This is a genomic window from Actinoplanes siamensis (assembly GCF_016862395.1).
In the GTDB taxonomy this organism is placed as follows: domain Bacteria; phylum Actinomycetota; class Actinomycetes; order Mycobacteriales; family Micromonosporaceae; genus Actinoplanes; species Actinoplanes siamensis.
In genome coordinates this window covers 1-16,266 of record NZ_BOMW01000103.1, presented here as the reverse complement: position 1 = coordinate 16,266, position 16,266 = coordinate 1, and the positions used below count along the sequence as shown (strand labels likewise).

Here is a 16,266-nt window from a genome sequence, read left to right as displayed (position 1 = left end):
TCAAGATTCGAATCCCCATCCGGAGAGTCGCTCTTGAGGCAACCATTCAAGCTTACCTGGTCGTTTTCGCTCGGCGGGATCCGGGGATCTCGCTGGCCTCGCCCAAGTGGTTTCCACGATGACATCCGCTGGGAGCGGAAGATTTTGTGGAGGTGATCCATGCAGACCGGCCGACTTGATATCCGCCCGGTGCCCTGCTGGCTGGATCACTCTACCCGGCCAGTTCCGCTTTCGCAAGTCCAATCTCTTGGACCCTCGAAGCCCTGCCCGGCGCTGGAGTCAAGCGTAGCTCGCTCCAACTGCCCCCGAGGACCCGATCCGGATTGTCACTTTCGTGGCCATCCGTACCGGTTTCCCGTTGGCAGAGAAGAAATTACTTGACCGCCCCCGGGTACCGCAAATCGACGAACGTGCCCGCCGGCTCCGGCGCCCTCGCACACAGGGACGGGAAAGCGTGACAGAGTGACCTCATGAGCCCATCCGAGACGCTGGCGGTCGACGCTTTTCTCGGCCTGCTGGTCCCGCTCTGGCAGGTCGTGATCGGCGTGCTTGTGCTGGTGACACTGGTCGTCTCGGTCCGGAAGCTGCTCCTGCGCGGCCCGTCCCGGATGGGCGGGGCCCTGCTGCTGGTCGGGTCCGCGGTCGTGGGGCTGGCCGTCGTCAGCTACCTGCTGCAGAGTCTGTGACGCCGGATACGTTCCGGTCAGAGACGACGATTGGCCAGGCTGGGAAGTTCCTCGCGGACGGTGTCCAGCCGGCCCAGATCCAGGTCGGCGATCACGATCCCCTCGGTGTCCGGCGCCTGCGCGAGCACAGTCCCCCACGGATCGATGATCATGCTCCGGCCGAAACAGGTCCGCCCCGGCTCGTGATCACCGATCTGTCCTGCGGCCAGCACGAAGCACTGGTTCTCGATGGCCCGGGCGCGCAGCAGCACCTCCCAGTGATCCCGGCCGGTGTGCAGCATGAACGCCGCGGGGACCACGAGGATCTTGGCTCCCTCGATCGCGAGTCGCCGGTACAGCTCGGGGAACCGCAGGTCGTAGCAGATGCTCAGGCCGGTCGGCACCCCGTTGATCTCCGCGACGACGGTTTCCTTCCCCGGCGCCACGGTGCGCGACTCCTGGTACGAGACGCGGCCGGCGATCTCCACGTCGTACAGGTGAATCTTGCGATAGCTCGCCGCGAGCGAACCGCCCGGCCGGAAGACCAGCGTGGTGTTGAAGGTCCGGTTCTCCTCCGGGCCGGTCTCGTGGAACGAGCCGGCGTGCACCCAGATGCCCAGCTCGCGCGCGGCCGCGGCGAAGAACTCGGCGAACTCGCCGTCGATCGCCTCCGGTTCGGGGGCGTCCGCCGCCCGGCCCAGGAAGTCGACATACTCCGGCAGGACCGCGAGCTGCGCGCCGCCGGCGGCGGCGCGTTCCAGCAAGGACCTCGCGACGGCGAGATTGTGGGAGCGGTCTTCCCGCGAGTTCAACTGGCAGACGGCGACGCGCATGGATATGAGGGTACGACGTGAGCCCCGTCCGCCGCCGGACCGTCACCGGGCGACGCCAACCGCCGGGCACGCACCGAGCGTCCGGTTCACCAGCCGGCGTTCGACGGCATGAGCAGGACCTCGGAGCCGGCCGGTTGGAAACCGGCGGCCAGCAGCACGCGCAGACTCGCCGAGTTGCCCGGCGCACACTGGGCCCAGATCGGCCGGTCCTCCGGGATCAGATGCCGGGCGGCCCGGGCCAGCAGACGGCCGTGCCCTCTGCCCTGCGCCGCCGGGTCGACCTCGAAGGCCACCTCCCAGCGGCCGCCGAGGCCGCGGCCGACCACCAGCAGGCCGTGCTGGGAGGCCCACAGCCGGACGTCGGTGCGGTACCGGTGCGCACGCCGCGCCCGCGGGTGTTCGCTCGCGTCCAGCGGCGTGAGCGGTAGCGGCGGGCTCCCGGAGAGCCGGCCGGCCAGCAGCGAGACGTCGAACGCCCCGGCGTGCAGGTCGAAGCGGTCCTCCAGGGCGGTCAGGAAGCGCGGGCCGCTGGGCGCCGCGAAGTCCTCACCGCCGAGCTTCTCGGCCCACTCCTGCTCGACGGCGGCCGCGACGACGACATGGCCCGGGAACGACACCACCGCCGCCCGATCGGACGACGGTGGTGGAACGACTTCGAGCCACGGGACCGGCACGTGCCGGTCACCTTTCTCGATGCCGGCGAGGATGCTCGCCAGATCGCGGGAACCGCTCAGGCCGACTTCTCCTCGCGAGCGTGCCGCCGCCGCCCCACGAACTCGCGGGGGACGATCGTGGGGATCACGTTCTCCACGACGACCTCGCGGGTGATCACCACACGGGCCGCGTCGGGGTTGCTGGGGACCTCGAACATCACGTTCTGCAGGACCTCTTCCATGATCGCCCGCAGGCCGCGGGCGCCCGTGCCGCGCAGCATGGCCTGGTCGGCGATCGCCTCCAGCGCGCCCTCGTCGAACTCCAGTTCGACGCCGTCGAGCTCGAAAAGACGCTGGTACTGCTTCACGTAGGCGTTCCGCGGCTCGGTGAGGATCTTGATGAGCGCGTCGCGGTCGAGGTTGCGGACCGTGGTGATCACCGGGAGGCGGCCGATGAACTCGGGGATCAGCCCGAACTTCAGCATGTCCTCGGGCATCACCTTGCTGAAGATGTCGTCGGTGTTCCGCTCCGAGATCGAGCGCAGGCGGGCGCCGAAGCCGACCCCGCTCTGGCCGACGCGCTGCTCGATGATCCGCTCCAGCCCGGCGAACGCACCACCGACGATGAACAGCACGTTCGTCGTGTCGATCTGGATGAACTCCTGGTGCGGGTGCTTGCGGCCGCCCTGGGGCGGAACATTCGCCACCGTGCCCTCGAGGATCTTCAGCAGGGCCTGCTGCACGCCCTCGCCGGAGACGTCCCGGGTGATCGACGGGTTCTCGCTCTTGCGGGCGATCTTGTCGACCTCGTCGATGTAGATGATGCCCTGCTCGGCCCGCTTGACGTCGTAGTCCGCCGCCTGGATCAGCTTGAGCAGGATGTTCTCGACGTCCTCACCGACGTAGCCGGCCTCGGTCAGCGCCGTGGCGTCCGCGATGGCGAACGGCACGTTCAGCATCCGGGCCAGGGTCTGCGCGAGGTGTGTCTTTCCGCAGCCGGTGGGGCCGATGAGCATGATGTTGGACTTGGCCACCTCGACGTCGCTGCCCGCTCCGGGCGCGCCGTTCGACTCGGCCTGGATCCGCTTGTAGTGGTTGTAGACCGCGACGGCGAGCGCCTTCTTCGCCTGTTCCTGGCCCACCACGTAGTTGTCCAGGAACTGGCAGATCTCCATCGGCTTGGGAAGCTCTTCCCACTTCACCTCGCCGGTCTCGGCCAGCTCCTCTTCGATGATCTCGTTACAGAGATCGATGCACTCGTCGCAGATGTAGACCCCGGGGCCCGCGATGAGCTTCTTTACCTGCTTCTGTGACTTCCCACAGAAGGAGCACTTGAGTAGGTCGCCACCGTCACCGATCCGTGCCACCTACGTTCTCCCTGCGCTCAACGACCGGCCACCAGCCAGTCCGTTTCCGAGGACGAATTGCCTCGTTGCCATCTCATCGTCTGCCGACCCGCGTAACTGAGGCTGCTGCCTCGACGTTACCCGCAATGGGGCTGTTCTCCGACCCCCCAAAACGGGCGTGTCAGGGACCGGCCAGTGTAGTGCAACCGGTCCGGCCCCCGACGTCACCCGTCTCAGCTGCCGGCGCCGACCGACTGCAGGCTCTTCTTCCGGCTGACCAGAACCGTGTCGACCAGGCCGTACTCCTTGGTCTCGTCAGCGGTCATGATTTTGTCACGGTCGATGTCCTTGCGCACCTTCTCGACCGACTGGCCGGAGTGGCGAGCCAGCAGCTCCTCGAGCTGGGTGCGCATCCGCATGATCTCCCGGGCCTGGATCTCGATGTCCGAGCCCTGGCCGTAGCCGCCCTCGGTGGCCGGCTGGTGGATGATGATCCGCGAGTGCGGGAGCGCCATCCGCTTGCCCGGCGTGCCGGCCGCCAGCAGCACCGCGGCCGCGCTGGCCGCCTGGCCGAGGCAGACCGTGCTGATGTCGGGACGCACGTACTGCATGGTGTCGTAGATCGCCGTCATCGCGGTGAACGAGCCACCCGGCGAGTTGATGTACATCGTGATGTCGCGGTCCGGGTCGGTGCTCTCCAGCGTCAGCAGCTGGGCCATCACGTCGTTGGCCGACGCGTCGTCCACCTGGACGCCGAGGAAGATGATCCGGTCCTCGAACATCTTGTTGTACGGGTTCGACTCCTTGATGCCCCACGAGGTGCGCTCGGAGAACGAGGGCAGCACGTAGCGGTTGTGCACCGGAGCGAACCCGGGAGGCAGGGAAAGGTCGGTCATGGGTCAGCTCCTCAGTTCAGCGTTCCGGCACCGTCCGGGACCTGGACGGCCCCGGTGATCACCTGGTCGATGAAGCCATAGTCCTTGGCCTCGGCGGCCGTGAACCAGCGGTCCCGGTCGAAGTCGGCCGCGATCTGCTCCGGGGTCTGACCGGTGTGGAACGCGATCCGATCCTGGAACATGCGCTTGGTGTACAGCATCTGCTCCGCCTGGATGGCGATGTCGGCGGCGGTGCCACCCATGCCACCGGACGGCTGGTGCATCATGATGCGGGCGTGCGGCAGGGCGTAACGCTTGCCCGGGGTCCCGGCACAGAGCAGGAACTGCCCCATCGAGGCAGCCATGCCCATCCCGACGGTCGACACGTCGTTGTCGATGAACTGCATCGTGTCGTAGATGGCCATACCCGAGTAGACAGAGCCGCCGGGCGAGTTGATCCAGAGGTGGATGTCCCGCTCGGGGTCCTCGGCGGAGAGCAGCAGGAGCTGCGCGCAGATGCGGTTGGCGACCGCGTCGGTCACCTCGCTGCCCAGGAAGATGATCCGCTCACGCAGCAGGCGGTTGAAGACCGAGTCGTCGAGGTTGCCACTCAGGGAGTCGCCGCCGCGCCGCGACAAGGGCCCGGCAGGGGTGTGGAGATCGGTCATGGCAGCCCTTCACAGCTTGCTGTGTCGGCCGAGGTTCCGGCCGGCAGGTTGTCCGTCGTACGACCAACCTAACTGGTCGATTGCGCATCAGCTTCCCGCTCGGGCAGGTGTTCGCTGACAGCGCACCGGGCCCCGGTCGTACCCGGGAAAAGACAGCGGCCACCGCGCACCGGGACCGGTGCGCGGTGGCCGAGTGACACCGTCTTGATCAGTGGTTGTGGCCGGCGTGCTCGTCCTCGCTGGCGGCGCGCAGGTCGTCCAGGGACAGCACGTTGCCCTCGCTGTCCTTCATCGTGACCTGCTCCATGACCGACGCGAGGGCCTTGCCCCGGCGCACGTCGCCGAAGACGGCGGCCGCGGCGCCCGAGCGGACCAGCTGGTCGTAGTACTGCTGGGGCTGCATCTGGGCGCGCTGCGCCCGGTGCACGATCTCGTGGCCGAACTCGTCGTCGGTGACCTGCACGTCCTCGGCGTCGGCGACGGTGTCGAGCAGCAGCTGGATCCGGACGCCCTCCTGGGCCGCCTCGGTCAGCTCCTGGTCGATCTGCTCCTCGGTCTTCTCCTCGGAGGCCAGGTAGTCCTGCAGGGTCGCGCCGATCCGCTCCAGCTGGTCGGTCATCGCCTGCTTGCGGCCCTCGACCTCGTCCTTGACGATGCCCTCCGGAGCGGGGATCTGGGCCGCCTCGACGAGCTGCTTGAGGGCCTCGTCACGGGCCGCGTAGATCTGCTCGACCTTCTTCGCCCGGGTGACCCGCTCGCGCAGGTCGGCGCGCAGCTCCTCGAGGGTGTCGAACTCGCTCGCCAGCTGGGCGAACTCGTCGTCGATCTCCGGGAGCTGCTTGTCCTTGACGGTGCGCACGACGACCTTGACCTCGGCGTCACGGCCGGCGAAGTCGCCGCCCACGAGCTGGGTGGTGAAGGTGGTCTCGTCGCCGGCGGAGAGGCCGACCAGCACCTCGTCCAGGCCGGGGAGCAGCTGCTTGCTGCCCACCTCGTGGGAGATGTTGCTGGCCGAGCCGCCCGGCACCTCCTCGCCGTCGACTGTCGCGTTCAGGTCGAGCTGGACGTAGTCGCCCTCCGCAGCGGCGCGCTCCACGGTCTTCAGGGTCGCGAAGCGCTCCCGCAGGCCGTTGATCTGCTCGTCGATCTCGTTGTCGCCGATCTCGACGGCCGGCACCTCGACGGTGATCGCGGACAGGTCCGGGATCACGATCTCCGGGCGGACGTCCACCTCGGCCGTGAACTTCAGCGGCGCGTTGTCGGCGAACTCGGTGATCTCCACCTCGGGACGGCCGAGCGTCTTGACGTCGTGCTCCTTGACCGCGGCCACGATCTGCTCCGGGATCGCCTCCTGGACGGCCTCGTTGAGGACCGCGCCACGGCCGACGCGCTGGTCGATGACGGCTGCCGGAACCTTGCCCTTTCGGAAGCCCGGCACCTGAACCTGCGCGCCGATCTCCCGGTACGCCTTCTGCAGGCTCGGCTTGAGCTCGTCGAACGGCACCTCGATGGCGAGCTTCACCCGGGTCGGGCTCAGAGTCTCGACGGTGCTCTTCACAGGCGTACTCCTTGTTGCTGCGGGTAGTTGATGATCAGTCGGGGTGGCGGGATTTGAACCCACGGCCCCTCGCTCCCAAAGCGAGTGCGCTACCAAGCTGCGCCACACCCCGTGGCGACGGCCAGTGTATGCGGTCTGCTTACCCGTGTGTGCGCTGGAGTCACCTGCTGGGGAATCCGGTTCGCGCGGACGGGAGATGATTCAGTAAGCTGTGCACGAGTCCCGGGGTGATCCGGGGTCTCGCGGGCGTAGCTCAATGGTAGAGCCTCAGTCTTCCAAACTGATTACGCGAGTTCGATTCTCGTCGCCCGCTCAGCAACGAAAACCCTGGTCAGAGGTTGCTCCTCCGACCAGGGCCTTCGTCGTTGCCCCGCCCGTATGATCTTGCGGGCCATCAGCTCGTCCCAGTCTTCCCGCGTTTGCCCTTCTTCTTGCCCTTGGGCTTCTCCCCTGACTTCGCGATCCGCCGATCCATGGCCGAGGCGATCTCTCGGTCCCGCTCGCTCGTCGCGTGCTGGTAGATCAGCGCCGCGCGCATCGAGGCGTGGCCCGTCCGGTGCATCAACTCCCGGGTGCTGGCGCCTGATGACGCCGCCAGGGTGTTGCCGGTGTGCCGGAGATCGTGGAAGTAGAAGTCCCCCAGGCCCGGATCGGCTACCGTCTCGCGCCAGCTCGTCGCTCTGCCGAAAGAACTCGATCGCAGCAGCTGCCCCTTGGAGCCGGTGAACACCAGCGACTCCGGACCGGCGGCGACGAACGCCGCCAGGTGCCCGGTCAGCGCGTCGACGGCGGCCGGAAGCCAGACCACGCGTACGCCGGCCGCGGACTTCGGCGGGCCGAACTCCACCCGGCCGTTCAGCACCGCGAGCTTGCGTGCCACCCGCACGATCCCTGCTTCGAGCTCCACGTCGCAGCGCCGCCAACTCACCCCGGCGCAGCCCCGACAACGCCGCTGTCACGACCAACGCCCGGAACCGCGTGGGCGAGCGCGAAGACCTGGGCGACGGTCGCGGTCGGTCGCTCCGGGGTGTGGTATCGGTCATAGCCGGGGATGCGGCACGGGTTCTGCCGAATGATCTCGTCCTCGCGGATGGCGGTGTTGAAGATCGCCCGCAGCAGCGCGTACGCCTTCACCGCCTGTGGCTCCGGGGTGCCGCCGTCGAGCAGCTTGCGCCGCCAGGCCCGGATCCTGGCCGGCTGGACCGCGCCGAGGGTCATCCGGCCTCCGGGCGCGTAGCCGGCGGCCAGCTCGGCGAGGTCGTCGACGGTCGGCGTGTGCTGGCGGGTGATCCCGCGGAGGCGGTCGGCGCGCTGCCGCATCCGCTTGACAGCCTCCTCCAGGACGCCGGCCATCGTGTCCGGGTCGTCGTACGCGAACCGGGCGAACAGCGGCGTGCCGGCCGCCAGTTCCATGCCGCCCTTCGGATCGAATGCCCACACCTCGACCAGGCCGGACGAGATGCCGGTGGCCAGCGAGCGCAGCAGGGACCAGATGACCGAGCCCTTGCCCGAGTTCGTCGCACCGGCGATCAGGACATGCGATCCGGCCAGCCGTAGCAGGTACGGCGTGCCGGCTTCCTGCTTCCCGAACTCCAGCCCGGAGAGGTCGAGCTGGGCGGGCGCCGGCAGTGGACCGACGACGGCGGCCAGCGGGTCGCGGCGGGCGAAGTACAGCACCACCCGGTCCGGGCGGTCCGAGGTGAAGGTCCGCGCTTCGCGGAGGCGTAACGAGTACGCCAGGCGCGGCGCCGCTTTCGCCCAGTCGTCCGGATGTTGGCCGGGCAGCAGGCGGACCGTCACCCGGCCGCCCCACTGGTCCGACCGGACGCCGAGCAGTCTCGGCACCCATCGCTGGCCGTCGTGCGGCGAGGCCAGACCGCAGGCCGTCATCGCGGGAGTCCAGCCCGCCGGTAGATCCACAGCCGTCGGCAGCGGCCCACCAGCGGATACCAGCCCAAACGCATCCAGGAAGCCGGGTGGAAGCGCCACCAGACCGCGATCGCCGCAGCGAGACCGCTCACGACGCTGAGCAGCGCCAACCATCCGTACGTCCGGCCGATCCACCCGGATAGGGCCAGTGGCCCGGTGATCCACCAATACCGCGCCATCAGCGGCCCGAGCGGAACGTCCCGTGGCCGAGGCAAACGAAGACGAGCAGCCAGCCGGGGATGCGCCAGACCGGAAGCCGGGTGTTCAGCGGAGCCGTGGGGATCTTCTCCCCGGGGATCACGTTGACCAGAGGCATACCTATCGCCCCCAGCCGATGCGGCTGGGCCGGGCGAGCGTGCGAACGCAGGTCCGGCAGGCCATGTGCCGGACGTCGTACCGCCGCGGACTCACCCAGTGCTGGCAGCGCGGGCAGAGGGCCGCCCGCGTCACGGCCAAGTGGGACCGACCGGTGATCTGTCGCAGGATCACGATGGACCGGACCACCACTCGGGACAGGGAGGTGTCGAGCAGCTGAGCGTTCCGAACTACGGTGGGCACCAGGCACTCCTTCGTTGATCGAGGGGTGGTCGACGCGCGGGCGGGCCGGGACTCTTGGCGGGGAAACGGCCCGCCCGCGCACTCAGTGAGACCCGTCAGGCAGCGACACCGACGGCTGCCGGACGGATGGCGGTGGCGCGGAGCGAATACGCCATGCGCGCCTTGCAAGGACCCGCGCTCTTGCAGCGCTGGGAGTCCACGTACGGAGTGAGGGTCAGCCCCTCGAACTCGATCGACGGCGGGTAGCCGGGCACGGCCGAGGCCGGCGGCACCGGCTGGTGCGGCGCCGAGATCTTGACCTTGACCTCAGAGGTGCGGCCGAACTTGCCGGCGGCCGGGTCGAGGTCCAGCACGCGGACCACCCAGACCCGCTCGCCGGTCTCCTTGTCGCGCATCTGGTTGTCCGGCTCGTGGCGGCGATCGAAGTCGACCGCGGCCTCCACACCGAGGCACAGCACGCCGGCCGGGAAGACGTAGCCGAACGGGACGGGGACCTTCAGCGTCAGCGGAACCATCCGGACCTCACCTCCTGATCGCTGCGGACATCAACACGACATCCTCTTGTGCTTACAAGCTAGGTCAGCATGTAAGCATAAGCAACGATCTACGTCTGATCTTCAGATGGCGCAACGCCCAATCAGGACAGCGGGTAAGAGTCCTCGATCTCGTGCCGGCTCCCCGGCATGACGATCAGCGAAGTCATGATCGCTTCGCCGGTGGACCGGTGGGCCGTGATGACGACGCTGAGGACCGCTTCGTCGGCGGGCACGTCCAGGGCACCGGCCTCCGCGTCGTCCACCCGCCGGGCAGTAAGCCGCTCGGTCGCGTAGTCGGCGCGTAGCTTCTTCCGGCTCGCGATGTGGTCCAGGAGGCTGCCGGAGATCGGGTCCGGCTTGATCACGTCAGTCCCGACGGCAATGTCCACCGGCACGAACGTCGAGATCAGGTCGATCGGCCCGGACGGCGAGGTGGTACGCCGGCGCCGCTCGTAGACCGGAGTCCCCTCCGGGATCCCCAGCGCGGCCGACACCCAGGGCACGGCCAGAACCGGGCCGACGTGCAGGATCTCCGTCTCGGCGGCCTCATCCAGGTCGATCGCGTCGCGCGCGTACTGCGGCGAGCTGCGCTCGGACGGCGGACGACCGCGTACGAAGCTGCCCTTGCCCTGCTGGGACTCGATCCAGCCGTCCTGCTTGAGAATCCCGAGCGCCTTCAGCACCGTCGGGCGCGAGACATCGAACTCGGCGCACAGTTGGCTCTCGGACGGCAGGCCGGCGCCGGGAGCGTAGGTCCCGTCCTCGATACGGCCGCGAAGCGCGTTCAGCACGTGTAGGTATTTCGGCGTCGGAATCTCGTACGCCATCGGGATCCACCCATCGGGCTCAGCTTGAGATCACAGCATGTCAATACAGGACCATAGGGCCTGTAAGGACGACTGAACAAGATGGGTCAGCCTGTCGGGTCCTCGACGCCGGACGACGCTTGCAACCAGCCGGACCACGCCTTGGGCGTGCCGACCGCTTCCGGTCGCGAGGCACCCGGCCAGCGCCGCGGAAGGCAGCCGTACCGGCCGAAGACCCGCAGCGCGACGCGGCGGGGCGAGCACGGGTCCTCCTCGCCGCAGACCGCGCAGATGCCGTCCGCGCTCGGCGCCACGTGCCGATCGAGCTGGGCTTGCGCGAAGTCCAGTTGCTCACGGACGCCAGCAGACAGGAAGACGCTCACTTCTCACTCCCCATGTTGGAACGACTGGATCGCGGTCGGCAGTGGCGGAGCCCGGCATGCTGCACAAAGACCTCCCGGCGTTCGATCGCCTCGCCCGCGCTGTTCAGCGAGTAGCCCTGGATCCAGATCCAGCCCTCGTAGGTGGGCTTGCCACCGACCGAGATCACCCGGAACATCAGCCAGCGCGTATCGGCGAACTGCACTGACGCTCTGCCGTCGACGATCACGACGTCGCCGGGACGCGGAATCACGGGTCCTCCCCACACCGATTGGGAAGGCACCGAGGCGGGCCGGCGTCAGAGCCGGCACCCGCCCCGGTGCCGGCTCATGAGCCCGTCGCCACCAAGTAGCCACGCCCACCGCAGTCCATGCACGAGCGGCGGGCCGTCACCCGCGAATCCCGGCACGTCTGCGCCACCATCCGCAGCGCGGTCCGATGGGTCGTGTACTTCCAGCCCACGCCAGCGCACGAGCGGCAGGTGGCGGCCGGGGCGGAAGGGCTGAGAACGGTCATGGAGACAGGCTGTGGCCAAAACCGGCCCAGAACCCGGAAAATCGTTCCGGGGTCGCCGATCTCCATACAGGGAGGGTCAGCGGATGCGCGGCATGACCATGAAGTTGACGATTGGCGAGCGAGTCGCCTGGTACCGCCGCAGGCGCGGCCTGTCTCAGGAAGTGCTTGCCGGCCTCATCGGCCGTACCGCGGACTGGCTCGGGAAGATCGAGAACAACCGCATCGAGCTTGACCGCCTGTCGGTGATCAAGTCGCTCGCTGATGTCCTGGACGTGTCGCTCGGCGATCTGCTCGCCGAGCCGTCGCTGGTCGAATGGACCACGGACAGCGGGATGGAGACGGTACCGGCTCTGCGTGCTGCTCTCACGGAATACCGGACGATCACCGCACTCGGCACCCGGAGCGACAGCTCCGTTCCGCCAGACCTGGACAACCTCCGCAAGGAGACTGCGAAGCTCTGGCACGCCTACCAGGCCTCCCGGTTCGGGTTCGTCACCGGTCAGCTTCCACGCCTACTTCGCCAGGCACAGGCCGCCGCCGACGAGCTGGACGGCCGCGATCAGGAAGAAGCTCGGAGCTTGCTCGGCCTCACCTACCAGTTGGCCGCGACGCAGCTCACCAAGCTCGGCGAAAGCGACCTCGCGTGGATCGCGGCCGACCGCGGTCTTTCTGTCGTTCGCCCCGTGGGAGACCCGACGATCACCGGGTCACTGTTCCGCTCGGTCAGCCATGCGCTCCTGTCCACCGGGCGCTATCAGGACGCCGTGCGACTCACCACCTACGCCGCCGACTACCTGGACCAGCACCTCACTGAAGCGGGACCGGAGCTGCTGTCCGTCTACGGGACACTGTTGCTGGGTGGGTCGGTCGCTGCTGCCAGGGCGAACGATGCTGGCACGGCGCGGACTTTCCTCACGGCCGCCGACGAGGCAGCGGGTCGCCTGGGCGGGGATGCCAACCACCTCTGGACGGCGTTCGGACCGACGAACGTCGCGATCCACCGAGTCGCCGCTGCCGGAGAGCTTGGAAACGTCCAGCTCGCGATCGACCTCGGGCCGCGGGTCAACACCGCCGGCCTTCCGATGGAGCGCCGAGTCCGCCACGCCTTGGAGGTGTCCCGGGCCTACGGCGCCTGGAACCGCCAGGACGAAGCGCTGTCCGTCCTGCTCGATGCCGAGCAGATGGCTCCCGAGCAGGTCCGGCACCACTACCTCGGTCGCCAACTCGTACTCACGTGGATCAGGCAGCAGCGCGGCAAGCCGTCTTCAGAGTTGGTTGGGCTGGCACGACGTCTCCGAGTGCTCGACTGATCCAATCGCTCTACTCTGCTTGATGTGACGACTTCCGAGACGCCCCCTATGGCCACTCCGCGCGTCGCCGCCGGCGCACTCTTCTTCGACGAAGCCGGACGCGTCCTGATTGTTAAGCCCACATATAAGGAAGGGTGGGAAATCCCCGGTGGGTACGTCGAGCCGGGCGAGTCGCCCCGGGCCGCCTGTATCCGTGAGGTTCAGGAAGAGCTTGGCCTTTCCGTCGCCATCGGTAGCCACCTTGTAGTTGACTGGGCACCCGCACCGTCCGAGGGCGACAAAATCCTCTTCATCTTCGATGGCGGAATTCTTATCACCGAGACCCTCACGCAAATCAAATTTCGCGATGGCGAATTGGCAGAATGGCGCTTCGTAGGCCATGAAGACCTTGAGATCCACATGCCAGCACGCCTATCACGCCGCATTCGAACAGCCATTGAGGCAAGGAAGTGTGGCGCTCCAGCATACGCCGAGAATGGAAACCGGCCACCCCTAGTCTAGTTGACTTTCATCACCAACAAACAGGGCACTTATCCAAAAATCATAGGGAGTGACCTACAGAACCGACTTCATCACCGGCCACATGCGATCCCTTCTGAAGCGGGGGCGACTTGCCGCCAGATGTATAGCACCCCCGTTTAGTGCCAGAAACTCCCAATTTGATGGACCATCCTCAATGCGACTATTCGTTAAGATAGGGGCATGGGTAAGCTGTCCATGCACTCCGTAGGCAAGATCTTGTTGGTCGCTGGCATGGCCGGACTGGCAGTAGGACTACCAGTTTACGGCTGGATGGTGCGCAACGATGCAAGCGCCTTCGATCAACAAGTCGGCTGGGCCAATATTTGGGCAGCCACGATCGGCGGCATTGGCGTGATCCTCATGATTATCGATCGAGGACGGGTCGATGAGGACACGCAGGTGCGCCAGCATTTGATCGATATCGCCAAGGCACAACGGCTTCGATACGGCCGCGAGCTAGCTGAACTTCTTGGAACCGATACCCTTGAGGCTCGGTCCGCAGACGTCAGATATAGCTTGGTTGATCCGCGAACTGGGAAAGCAAAAAAAGGCAGCCGGACGGTTGGCAAGATCGGGAATATAGCAGACTACTACCACAAACAAGCTTCCGGGAGAATGCTCATCCTAGGGCCTGCTGGCGCCGGAAAAACCGTGCTTGCCACCACTTTGTCTCTTCGAATAACCGAACAGTTTCTTAATCCAAGCCATCCAGTCGAAGGAATTGCCGTCCCAGTCATCTTCAATCTAACCGCATGGCCGAATAAGCCGGATTTGACGAACTGGCTCGCTGAAGATTTATCCTTACGCTTCAGAATTCGATCGAAGACGGCCAGGCGACTAGTCGAAGACGGCCACATACTCCCAGTGCTCGACGGGCTCGACGAAATGGACAGCGAAGGCGATCCTCCCGTGCGAGCCGAATCAACAATCGGGAAGATAAACGACTTCATCGCCACTAACCCATCTCGCGGTTTGATTGTTGTTGGCCGCTCAGGACCCGACTACTATTCGCGCTTCCGCTCGAAACTACGCAACATTCAAGCCGTCTTAATTCATACGCTGAGCACATCCGACGTAGACAGGTATATTGAGGAGCACTGCGGGGAGGAGACGTTAGAGGCCGTACGAAATAAATTCGAAGGCAGCCCAAGGCGCGCCAGGACACTATTCTATTCCGATTCAGCCACCCCGTGGCGCCTCACAATGATGGCAGCATACCTTAACTCAGGCGGCGAGCTCGAGCAGCTATTTCCTCGCGAAGGCGAATCGAGTTCCCAGTACAAAGATCGCCGTAGCATAGTGATGTACGAATCATTCTTAGATGCACGGCTGAAAAATCATGGATACCAGCGCGAGGATGAACGAAAGATCGCCCGTGACTATCTCTCCATAATCGCTCACTTCTGTTCCATCAGCAGAGCCGAATCGAGCGGCACCGACATTGTGCTACATGATTGGTGGCTTCGCTTCGGCCGAGGTCGCGTTAAAGGATGGCAGTCCCGGCTTGCTGTTGCAGCAGCTATGGCGCCCTTTGCCATATCCGTAGACACGCCTCTATCAGACTACGAGCCCAGAGATGGAGCCGGATGGCTAACCTGGGCCATGCCGCTGGGAAACCTCTTGATGCTCGTTTCTATTGCGGTGACCACTCCTTATCGTGCAGCGTCAAGGCCGCTTCGGATCAGTTTTCCGAGACTAACGATAGGCGTCCTATTCCGCGTGACGATCTATATCGCATGCGCCATCGGACTGGGGTACATGTATGCCTCTATTGCCAACGTCGCCTTAGGAATTTGCGCCGGCGCAGGACTTCTATTGATGGCTACAATTATCAGAGTTTTCCTCGCCGACGCAACAGAGGACGCCACGTCTCCGCAGGCGCCAATACGACGAGACTTCGTAGGCTGCATAATGATTGGATTAGGCTTCGGAGTCTTCATGGGAGCATACATGGCCGAGTTGATGGGAGCCGAGGATGGCCTCCGCTTTGGGCTCGGATATTTCTTCGTTGCACTTGCAGTCTTCACATCGGGGCGGTATTTCATTTCTTCATTATTGGGCCCCACCGTGGGACTTCCAGTTCGGCTCGCTCATTTTCTTGACCGGGCAACCTCGGCTGGCCTGTTGAGAGTGTCAGGAATAGGCTACCAATTCCGACACCGAGAGCTCATGGATTATCTGATCATCTCCTCTCCTCCTCCGCGCAAGCCCCCTATCCCAGGGCCACTAGGCATCCCTCTTTGGAAGCAACATCGATGGTGGCCGAAGGTAGAATCGGAATAATAAAGCACAACACTGCCGATTTATTCTCTCTAGGATCAAGGCGCCGCGCGAGCGCGGCGCGGCTGGCCCGCTCGGCCTGCTGGCGGCCTGCGGCCGGCATCGGCCGGCGAGCCGGCTAACTCCAAACCATTCGGCGAGCTGGGCGAGGGCTGCGATCATCCGGCGATGGAGATCTGGTCCCATGGCGGCAAGCGGTACGAGCTGACCTCGATCTACAGCGTCCCCGATGACGCCTGGTACTACGAGCTGCGAGGGCTGACGGAGCCAACCGGCGCTGGGCCGTACCTGACCATCTCGCTGCCCGACGCGACTCCGGATGGTCCGTTCACGCCGAAGCCGGCTCAGCACATCGTGGTCTATGCCGACGGCGGCGTCCTACCCTGGCCGATCCTCGGGAAGCTGATCCACCTGCTCGAATCCAACGGCGATCTCGTGGAGGAGCAACGCGACCTTTCAAGCGGGACGGTTGGGCTTCCGCTGACACTCAACAGTTGGTCGCACGAAGGCCGGCGGTTCGAGGTCAACCAGTTACACCACGGCGACGCCGATTCTTGGTGCTACGAGCTGTACGAGGTCGGCCCGGACAACCCAGAGAGTAACTACATTGAGGTCCGGATCCCCGACGCCTCACCGGAAGCTGGCCCCTTCATCCCGATGCTTGCCGACCACCTGACCCTGACCATGCACGGGCACATGGCACTCCCCTGGCCGGTCTTCCGCCGCTTCCTCGACGCCATCCAGGCCGCCGGAGTCATCCTGGAGGCCACCGGCGACGAACCCCCGCGGCCCTGACGATCGCCGCGGGTGGTTTACCGACCGCCGTGGGG

At 65.9% G+C, this 16,266-nt stretch carries 19 protein-coding genes and 2 tRNA genes; 6 read left to right on the top strand and 15 right to left on the bottom strand.

The annotated features are described in order from the left end of the window. The first annotated feature begins 470 nt into the window (after window positions 1-470). Complete coding sequence (locus Asi03nite_RS36595; RefSeq protein ID WP_203685102.1) at window positions 471-686, top strand: hypothetical protein; 216 nt, start codon at window positions 471-473, stop codon at window positions 684-686. 17 nt (window positions 687-703) lie between these two features. Here Asi03nite_RS36595 and Asi03nite_RS36590 read toward each other — a convergent pair whose 3' ends face one another. From Asi03nite_RS36590 to Asi03nite_RS36560, 7 genes are all read right to left on the bottom strand, one after another. Next, complete coding sequence (locus tag Asi03nite_RS36590; RefSeq protein ID WP_203685101.1) at window positions 704-1,498, bottom strand: carbon-nitrogen hydrolase family protein; 795 nt, start codon at window positions 1,496-1,498, stop codon at window positions 704-706. An 86-nt stretch (window positions 1,499-1,584) separates the two neighbouring features. Beyond that, complete coding sequence (locus Asi03nite_RS36585) at window positions 1,585-2,172, bottom strand: GNAT family N-acetyltransferase (RefSeq protein ID WP_203685100.1); 588 nt, start codon at window positions 2,170-2,172, stop codon at window positions 1,585-1,587. A 56-nt stretch (window positions 2,173-2,228) separates the two neighbouring features. Further along, on the bottom strand, window positions 2,229-3,518 hold the full coding sequence (gene clpX, locus Asi03nite_RS36580) for an ATP-dependent Clp protease ATP-binding subunit ClpX (protein WP_203685099.1): 1,290 nt from the start codon (window positions 3,516-3,518) through the stop codon (window positions 2,229-2,231). Window positions 3,519-3,730: 212 nt separating this feature from the next. Then, on the bottom strand, window positions 3,731-4,393 hold the full coding sequence (locus Asi03nite_RS36575) for an ATP-dependent Clp protease proteolytic subunit (RefSeq protein WP_203685098.1): 663 nt from the start codon (window positions 4,391-4,393) through the stop codon (window positions 3,731-3,733). An 11-nt stretch (window positions 4,394-4,404) separates the two neighbouring features. Further along, complete coding sequence (locus Asi03nite_RS36570; protein WP_203685097.1) at window positions 4,405-5,040, bottom strand: ClpP family protease; 636 nt, start codon at window positions 5,038-5,040, stop codon at window positions 4,405-4,407. A gap of 208 nt (window positions 5,041-5,248) precedes the next feature. Then, the gene (tig, locus tag Asi03nite_RS36565; protein WP_203685096.1) at window positions 5,249-6,598 is read right to left on the bottom strand and encodes a trigger factor; all 1,350 of its coding nucleotides are present in this window, start codon (window positions 6,596-6,598) and stop codon (window positions 5,249-5,251) included. 38 nt (window positions 6,599-6,636) lie between these two features. Further along, window positions 6,637-6,710: transfer RNA gene (locus Asi03nite_RS36560), tRNA-Pro, on the bottom strand. 130 nt (window positions 6,711-6,840) lie between these two features. Here Asi03nite_RS36560 and Asi03nite_RS36555 point away from each other — a divergent pair. Continuing rightward, a tRNA-Gly gene (locus tag Asi03nite_RS36555) sits at window positions 6,841-6,911 on the top strand. A gap of 81 nt (window positions 6,912-6,992) precedes the next feature. On the opposite strand, the gene Asi03nite_RS36550 is transcribed toward Asi03nite_RS36555, so the two are convergent. The 8 genes from Asi03nite_RS36550 to Asi03nite_RS36515 all read right to left on the bottom strand — a co-directional run bounded on the left by Asi03nite_RS36550 (window position 6,993) and on the right by Asi03nite_RS36515 (window position 11,061). Then, window positions 6,993-7,478: a tyrosine-type recombinase/integrase gene (locus Asi03nite_RS36550; RefSeq protein WP_203685095.1), complete on the bottom strand. Its 486-nt coding sequence runs from the start codon at window positions 7,476-7,478 to the stop codon at window positions 6,993-6,995. 44 nt (window positions 7,479-7,522) lie between these two features. Then, window positions 7,523-8,488, bottom strand: a complete 966-nt coding sequence (locus Asi03nite_RS38340) for an FtsK/SpoIIIE domain-containing protein (RefSeq protein WP_239103197.1) — start codon at window positions 8,486-8,488, stop codon at window positions 7,523-7,525. A 217-nt stretch (window positions 8,489-8,705) separates the two neighbouring features. Further along, on the bottom strand, window positions 8,706-8,843 hold the full coding sequence (locus tag Asi03nite_RS38335) for a hypothetical protein (protein WP_239103196.1): 138 nt from the start codon (window positions 8,841-8,843) through the stop codon (window positions 8,706-8,708). A gap of 2 nt (window positions 8,844-8,845) precedes the next feature. Further along, on the bottom strand, window positions 8,846-9,085 hold the full coding sequence (locus Asi03nite_RS36535) for a hypothetical protein (RefSeq protein ID WP_203685094.1): 240 nt from the start codon (window positions 9,083-9,085) through the stop codon (window positions 8,846-8,848). 95 nt (window positions 9,086-9,180) lie between these two features. Next, on the bottom strand, window positions 9,181-9,600 hold the full coding sequence (locus tag Asi03nite_RS36530; RefSeq protein WP_203685093.1) for a hypothetical protein: 420 nt from the start codon (window positions 9,598-9,600) through the stop codon (window positions 9,181-9,183). Between the two features lie 122 nt (window positions 9,601-9,722). Further along, on the bottom strand, window positions 9,723-10,448 hold the full coding sequence (locus Asi03nite_RS36525; protein ID WP_203685092.1) for a GntR family transcriptional regulator: 726 nt from the start codon (window positions 10,446-10,448) through the stop codon (window positions 9,723-9,725). Window positions 10,449-10,534: 86 nt separating this feature from the next. Beyond that, on the bottom strand, window positions 10,535-10,810 hold the full coding sequence (locus Asi03nite_RS36520; RefSeq protein WP_203685091.1) for a hypothetical protein: 276 nt from the start codon (window positions 10,808-10,810) through the stop codon (window positions 10,535-10,537). Next, window positions 10,807-11,061, bottom strand: coding sequence for a hypothetical protein (locus Asi03nite_RS36515; RefSeq protein ID WP_239103195.1), 255 nt, complete (start codon window positions 11,059-11,061; stop codon window positions 10,807-10,809). The genes Asi03nite_RS36520 and Asi03nite_RS36515 overlap by 4 nt, the downstream gene beginning before the upstream one ends. Window positions 11,062-11,416: 355 nt before the next feature. Here Asi03nite_RS36515 and Asi03nite_RS36510 point away from each other — a divergent pair, with 355 nt between their 5' ends. The 4 genes from Asi03nite_RS36510 to Asi03nite_RS36495 all read left to right on the top strand — a co-directional run bounded on the left by Asi03nite_RS36510 (window position 11,417) and on the right by Asi03nite_RS36495 (window position 16,231). Continuing rightward, window positions 11,417-12,634 (top strand): helix-turn-helix domain-containing protein, encoded by a 1,218-nt coding sequence (locus Asi03nite_RS36510; protein ID WP_239103194.1) that lies wholly within the window; start codon window positions 11,417-11,419, stop codon window positions 12,632-12,634. Between the two features lie 24 nt (window positions 12,635-12,658). Then, window positions 12,659-13,135 (top strand): NUDIX domain-containing protein, encoded by a 477-nt coding sequence (locus Asi03nite_RS36505; protein WP_275409532.1) that lies wholly within the window; start codon window positions 12,659-12,661, stop codon window positions 13,133-13,135. A gap of 201 nt (window positions 13,136-13,336) precedes the next feature. Further along, entirely contained in the window at window positions 13,337-15,439 is a 2,103-nt protein-coding gene (locus Asi03nite_RS36500) for an NACHT domain-containing protein (protein WP_203685089.1), read from the top strand. 165 nt (window positions 15,440-15,604) lie between these two features. Continuing rightward, window positions 15,605-16,231, top strand: a complete 627-nt coding sequence (locus Asi03nite_RS36495; RefSeq protein WP_203685088.1) for a hypothetical protein — start codon at window positions 15,605-15,607, stop codon at window positions 16,229-16,231. Window positions 16,232-16,266: the final 35 nt, after the last annotated feature.

Bases quoted from the DNA above. Each gene is read 5' to 3' on its own strand.
- Asi03nite_RS36595 (WP_203685102.1), top strand. From the start codon at position 471: ATGAGCCCATCCGAGACGCTGGCGGTCGACGCTTTTCTCGGCCTGCTG.
- Asi03nite_RS36590 (WP_203685101.1), bottom strand. From the start codon at position 1,498: ATGCGCGTCGCCGTCTGCCAGTTGAACTCGCGGGAAGACCGCTCCCAC.
- Asi03nite_RS36575 (WP_203685098.1), bottom strand. From the start codon at position 4,393: ATGACCGACCTTTCCCTGCCTCCCGGGTTCGCTCCGGTGCACAACCGC.
- Asi03nite_RS36570 (WP_203685097.1), bottom strand. From the start codon at position 5,040: ATGACCGATCTCCACACCCCTGCCGGGCCCTTGTCGCGGCGCGGCGGC.
- Asi03nite_RS38340 (WP_239103197.1), bottom strand. From the start codon at position 8,488: ATGACGGCCTGCGGTCTGGCCTCGCCGCACGACGGCCAGCGATGGGTG.
- Asi03nite_RS38335 (WP_239103196.1), bottom strand. From the start codon at position 8,843: ATGCCTCTGGTCAACGTGATCCCCGGGGAGAAGATCCCCACGGCTCCG.
- Asi03nite_RS36530 (WP_203685093.1), bottom strand. From the start codon at position 9,600: ATGGTTCCGCTGACGCTGAAGGTCCCCGTCCCGTTCGGCTACGTCTTC.
- Asi03nite_RS36525 (WP_203685092.1), bottom strand. From the start codon at position 10,448: ATGGCGTACGAGATTCCGACGCCGAAATACCTACACGTGCTGAACGCG.
- Asi03nite_RS36510 (WP_239103194.1), top strand. From the start codon at position 11,417: ATGACCATGAAGTTGACGATTGGCGAGCGAGTCGCCTGGTACCGCCGC.
- Asi03nite_RS36500 (WP_203685089.1), top strand. From the start codon at position 13,337: ATGGGTAAGCTGTCCATGCACTCCGTAGGCAAGATCTTGTTGGTCGCT.
- Asi03nite_RS36495 (WP_203685088.1), top strand. From the start codon at position 15,605: ATGGAGATCTGGTCCCATGGCGGCAAGCGGTACGAGCTGACCTCGATC.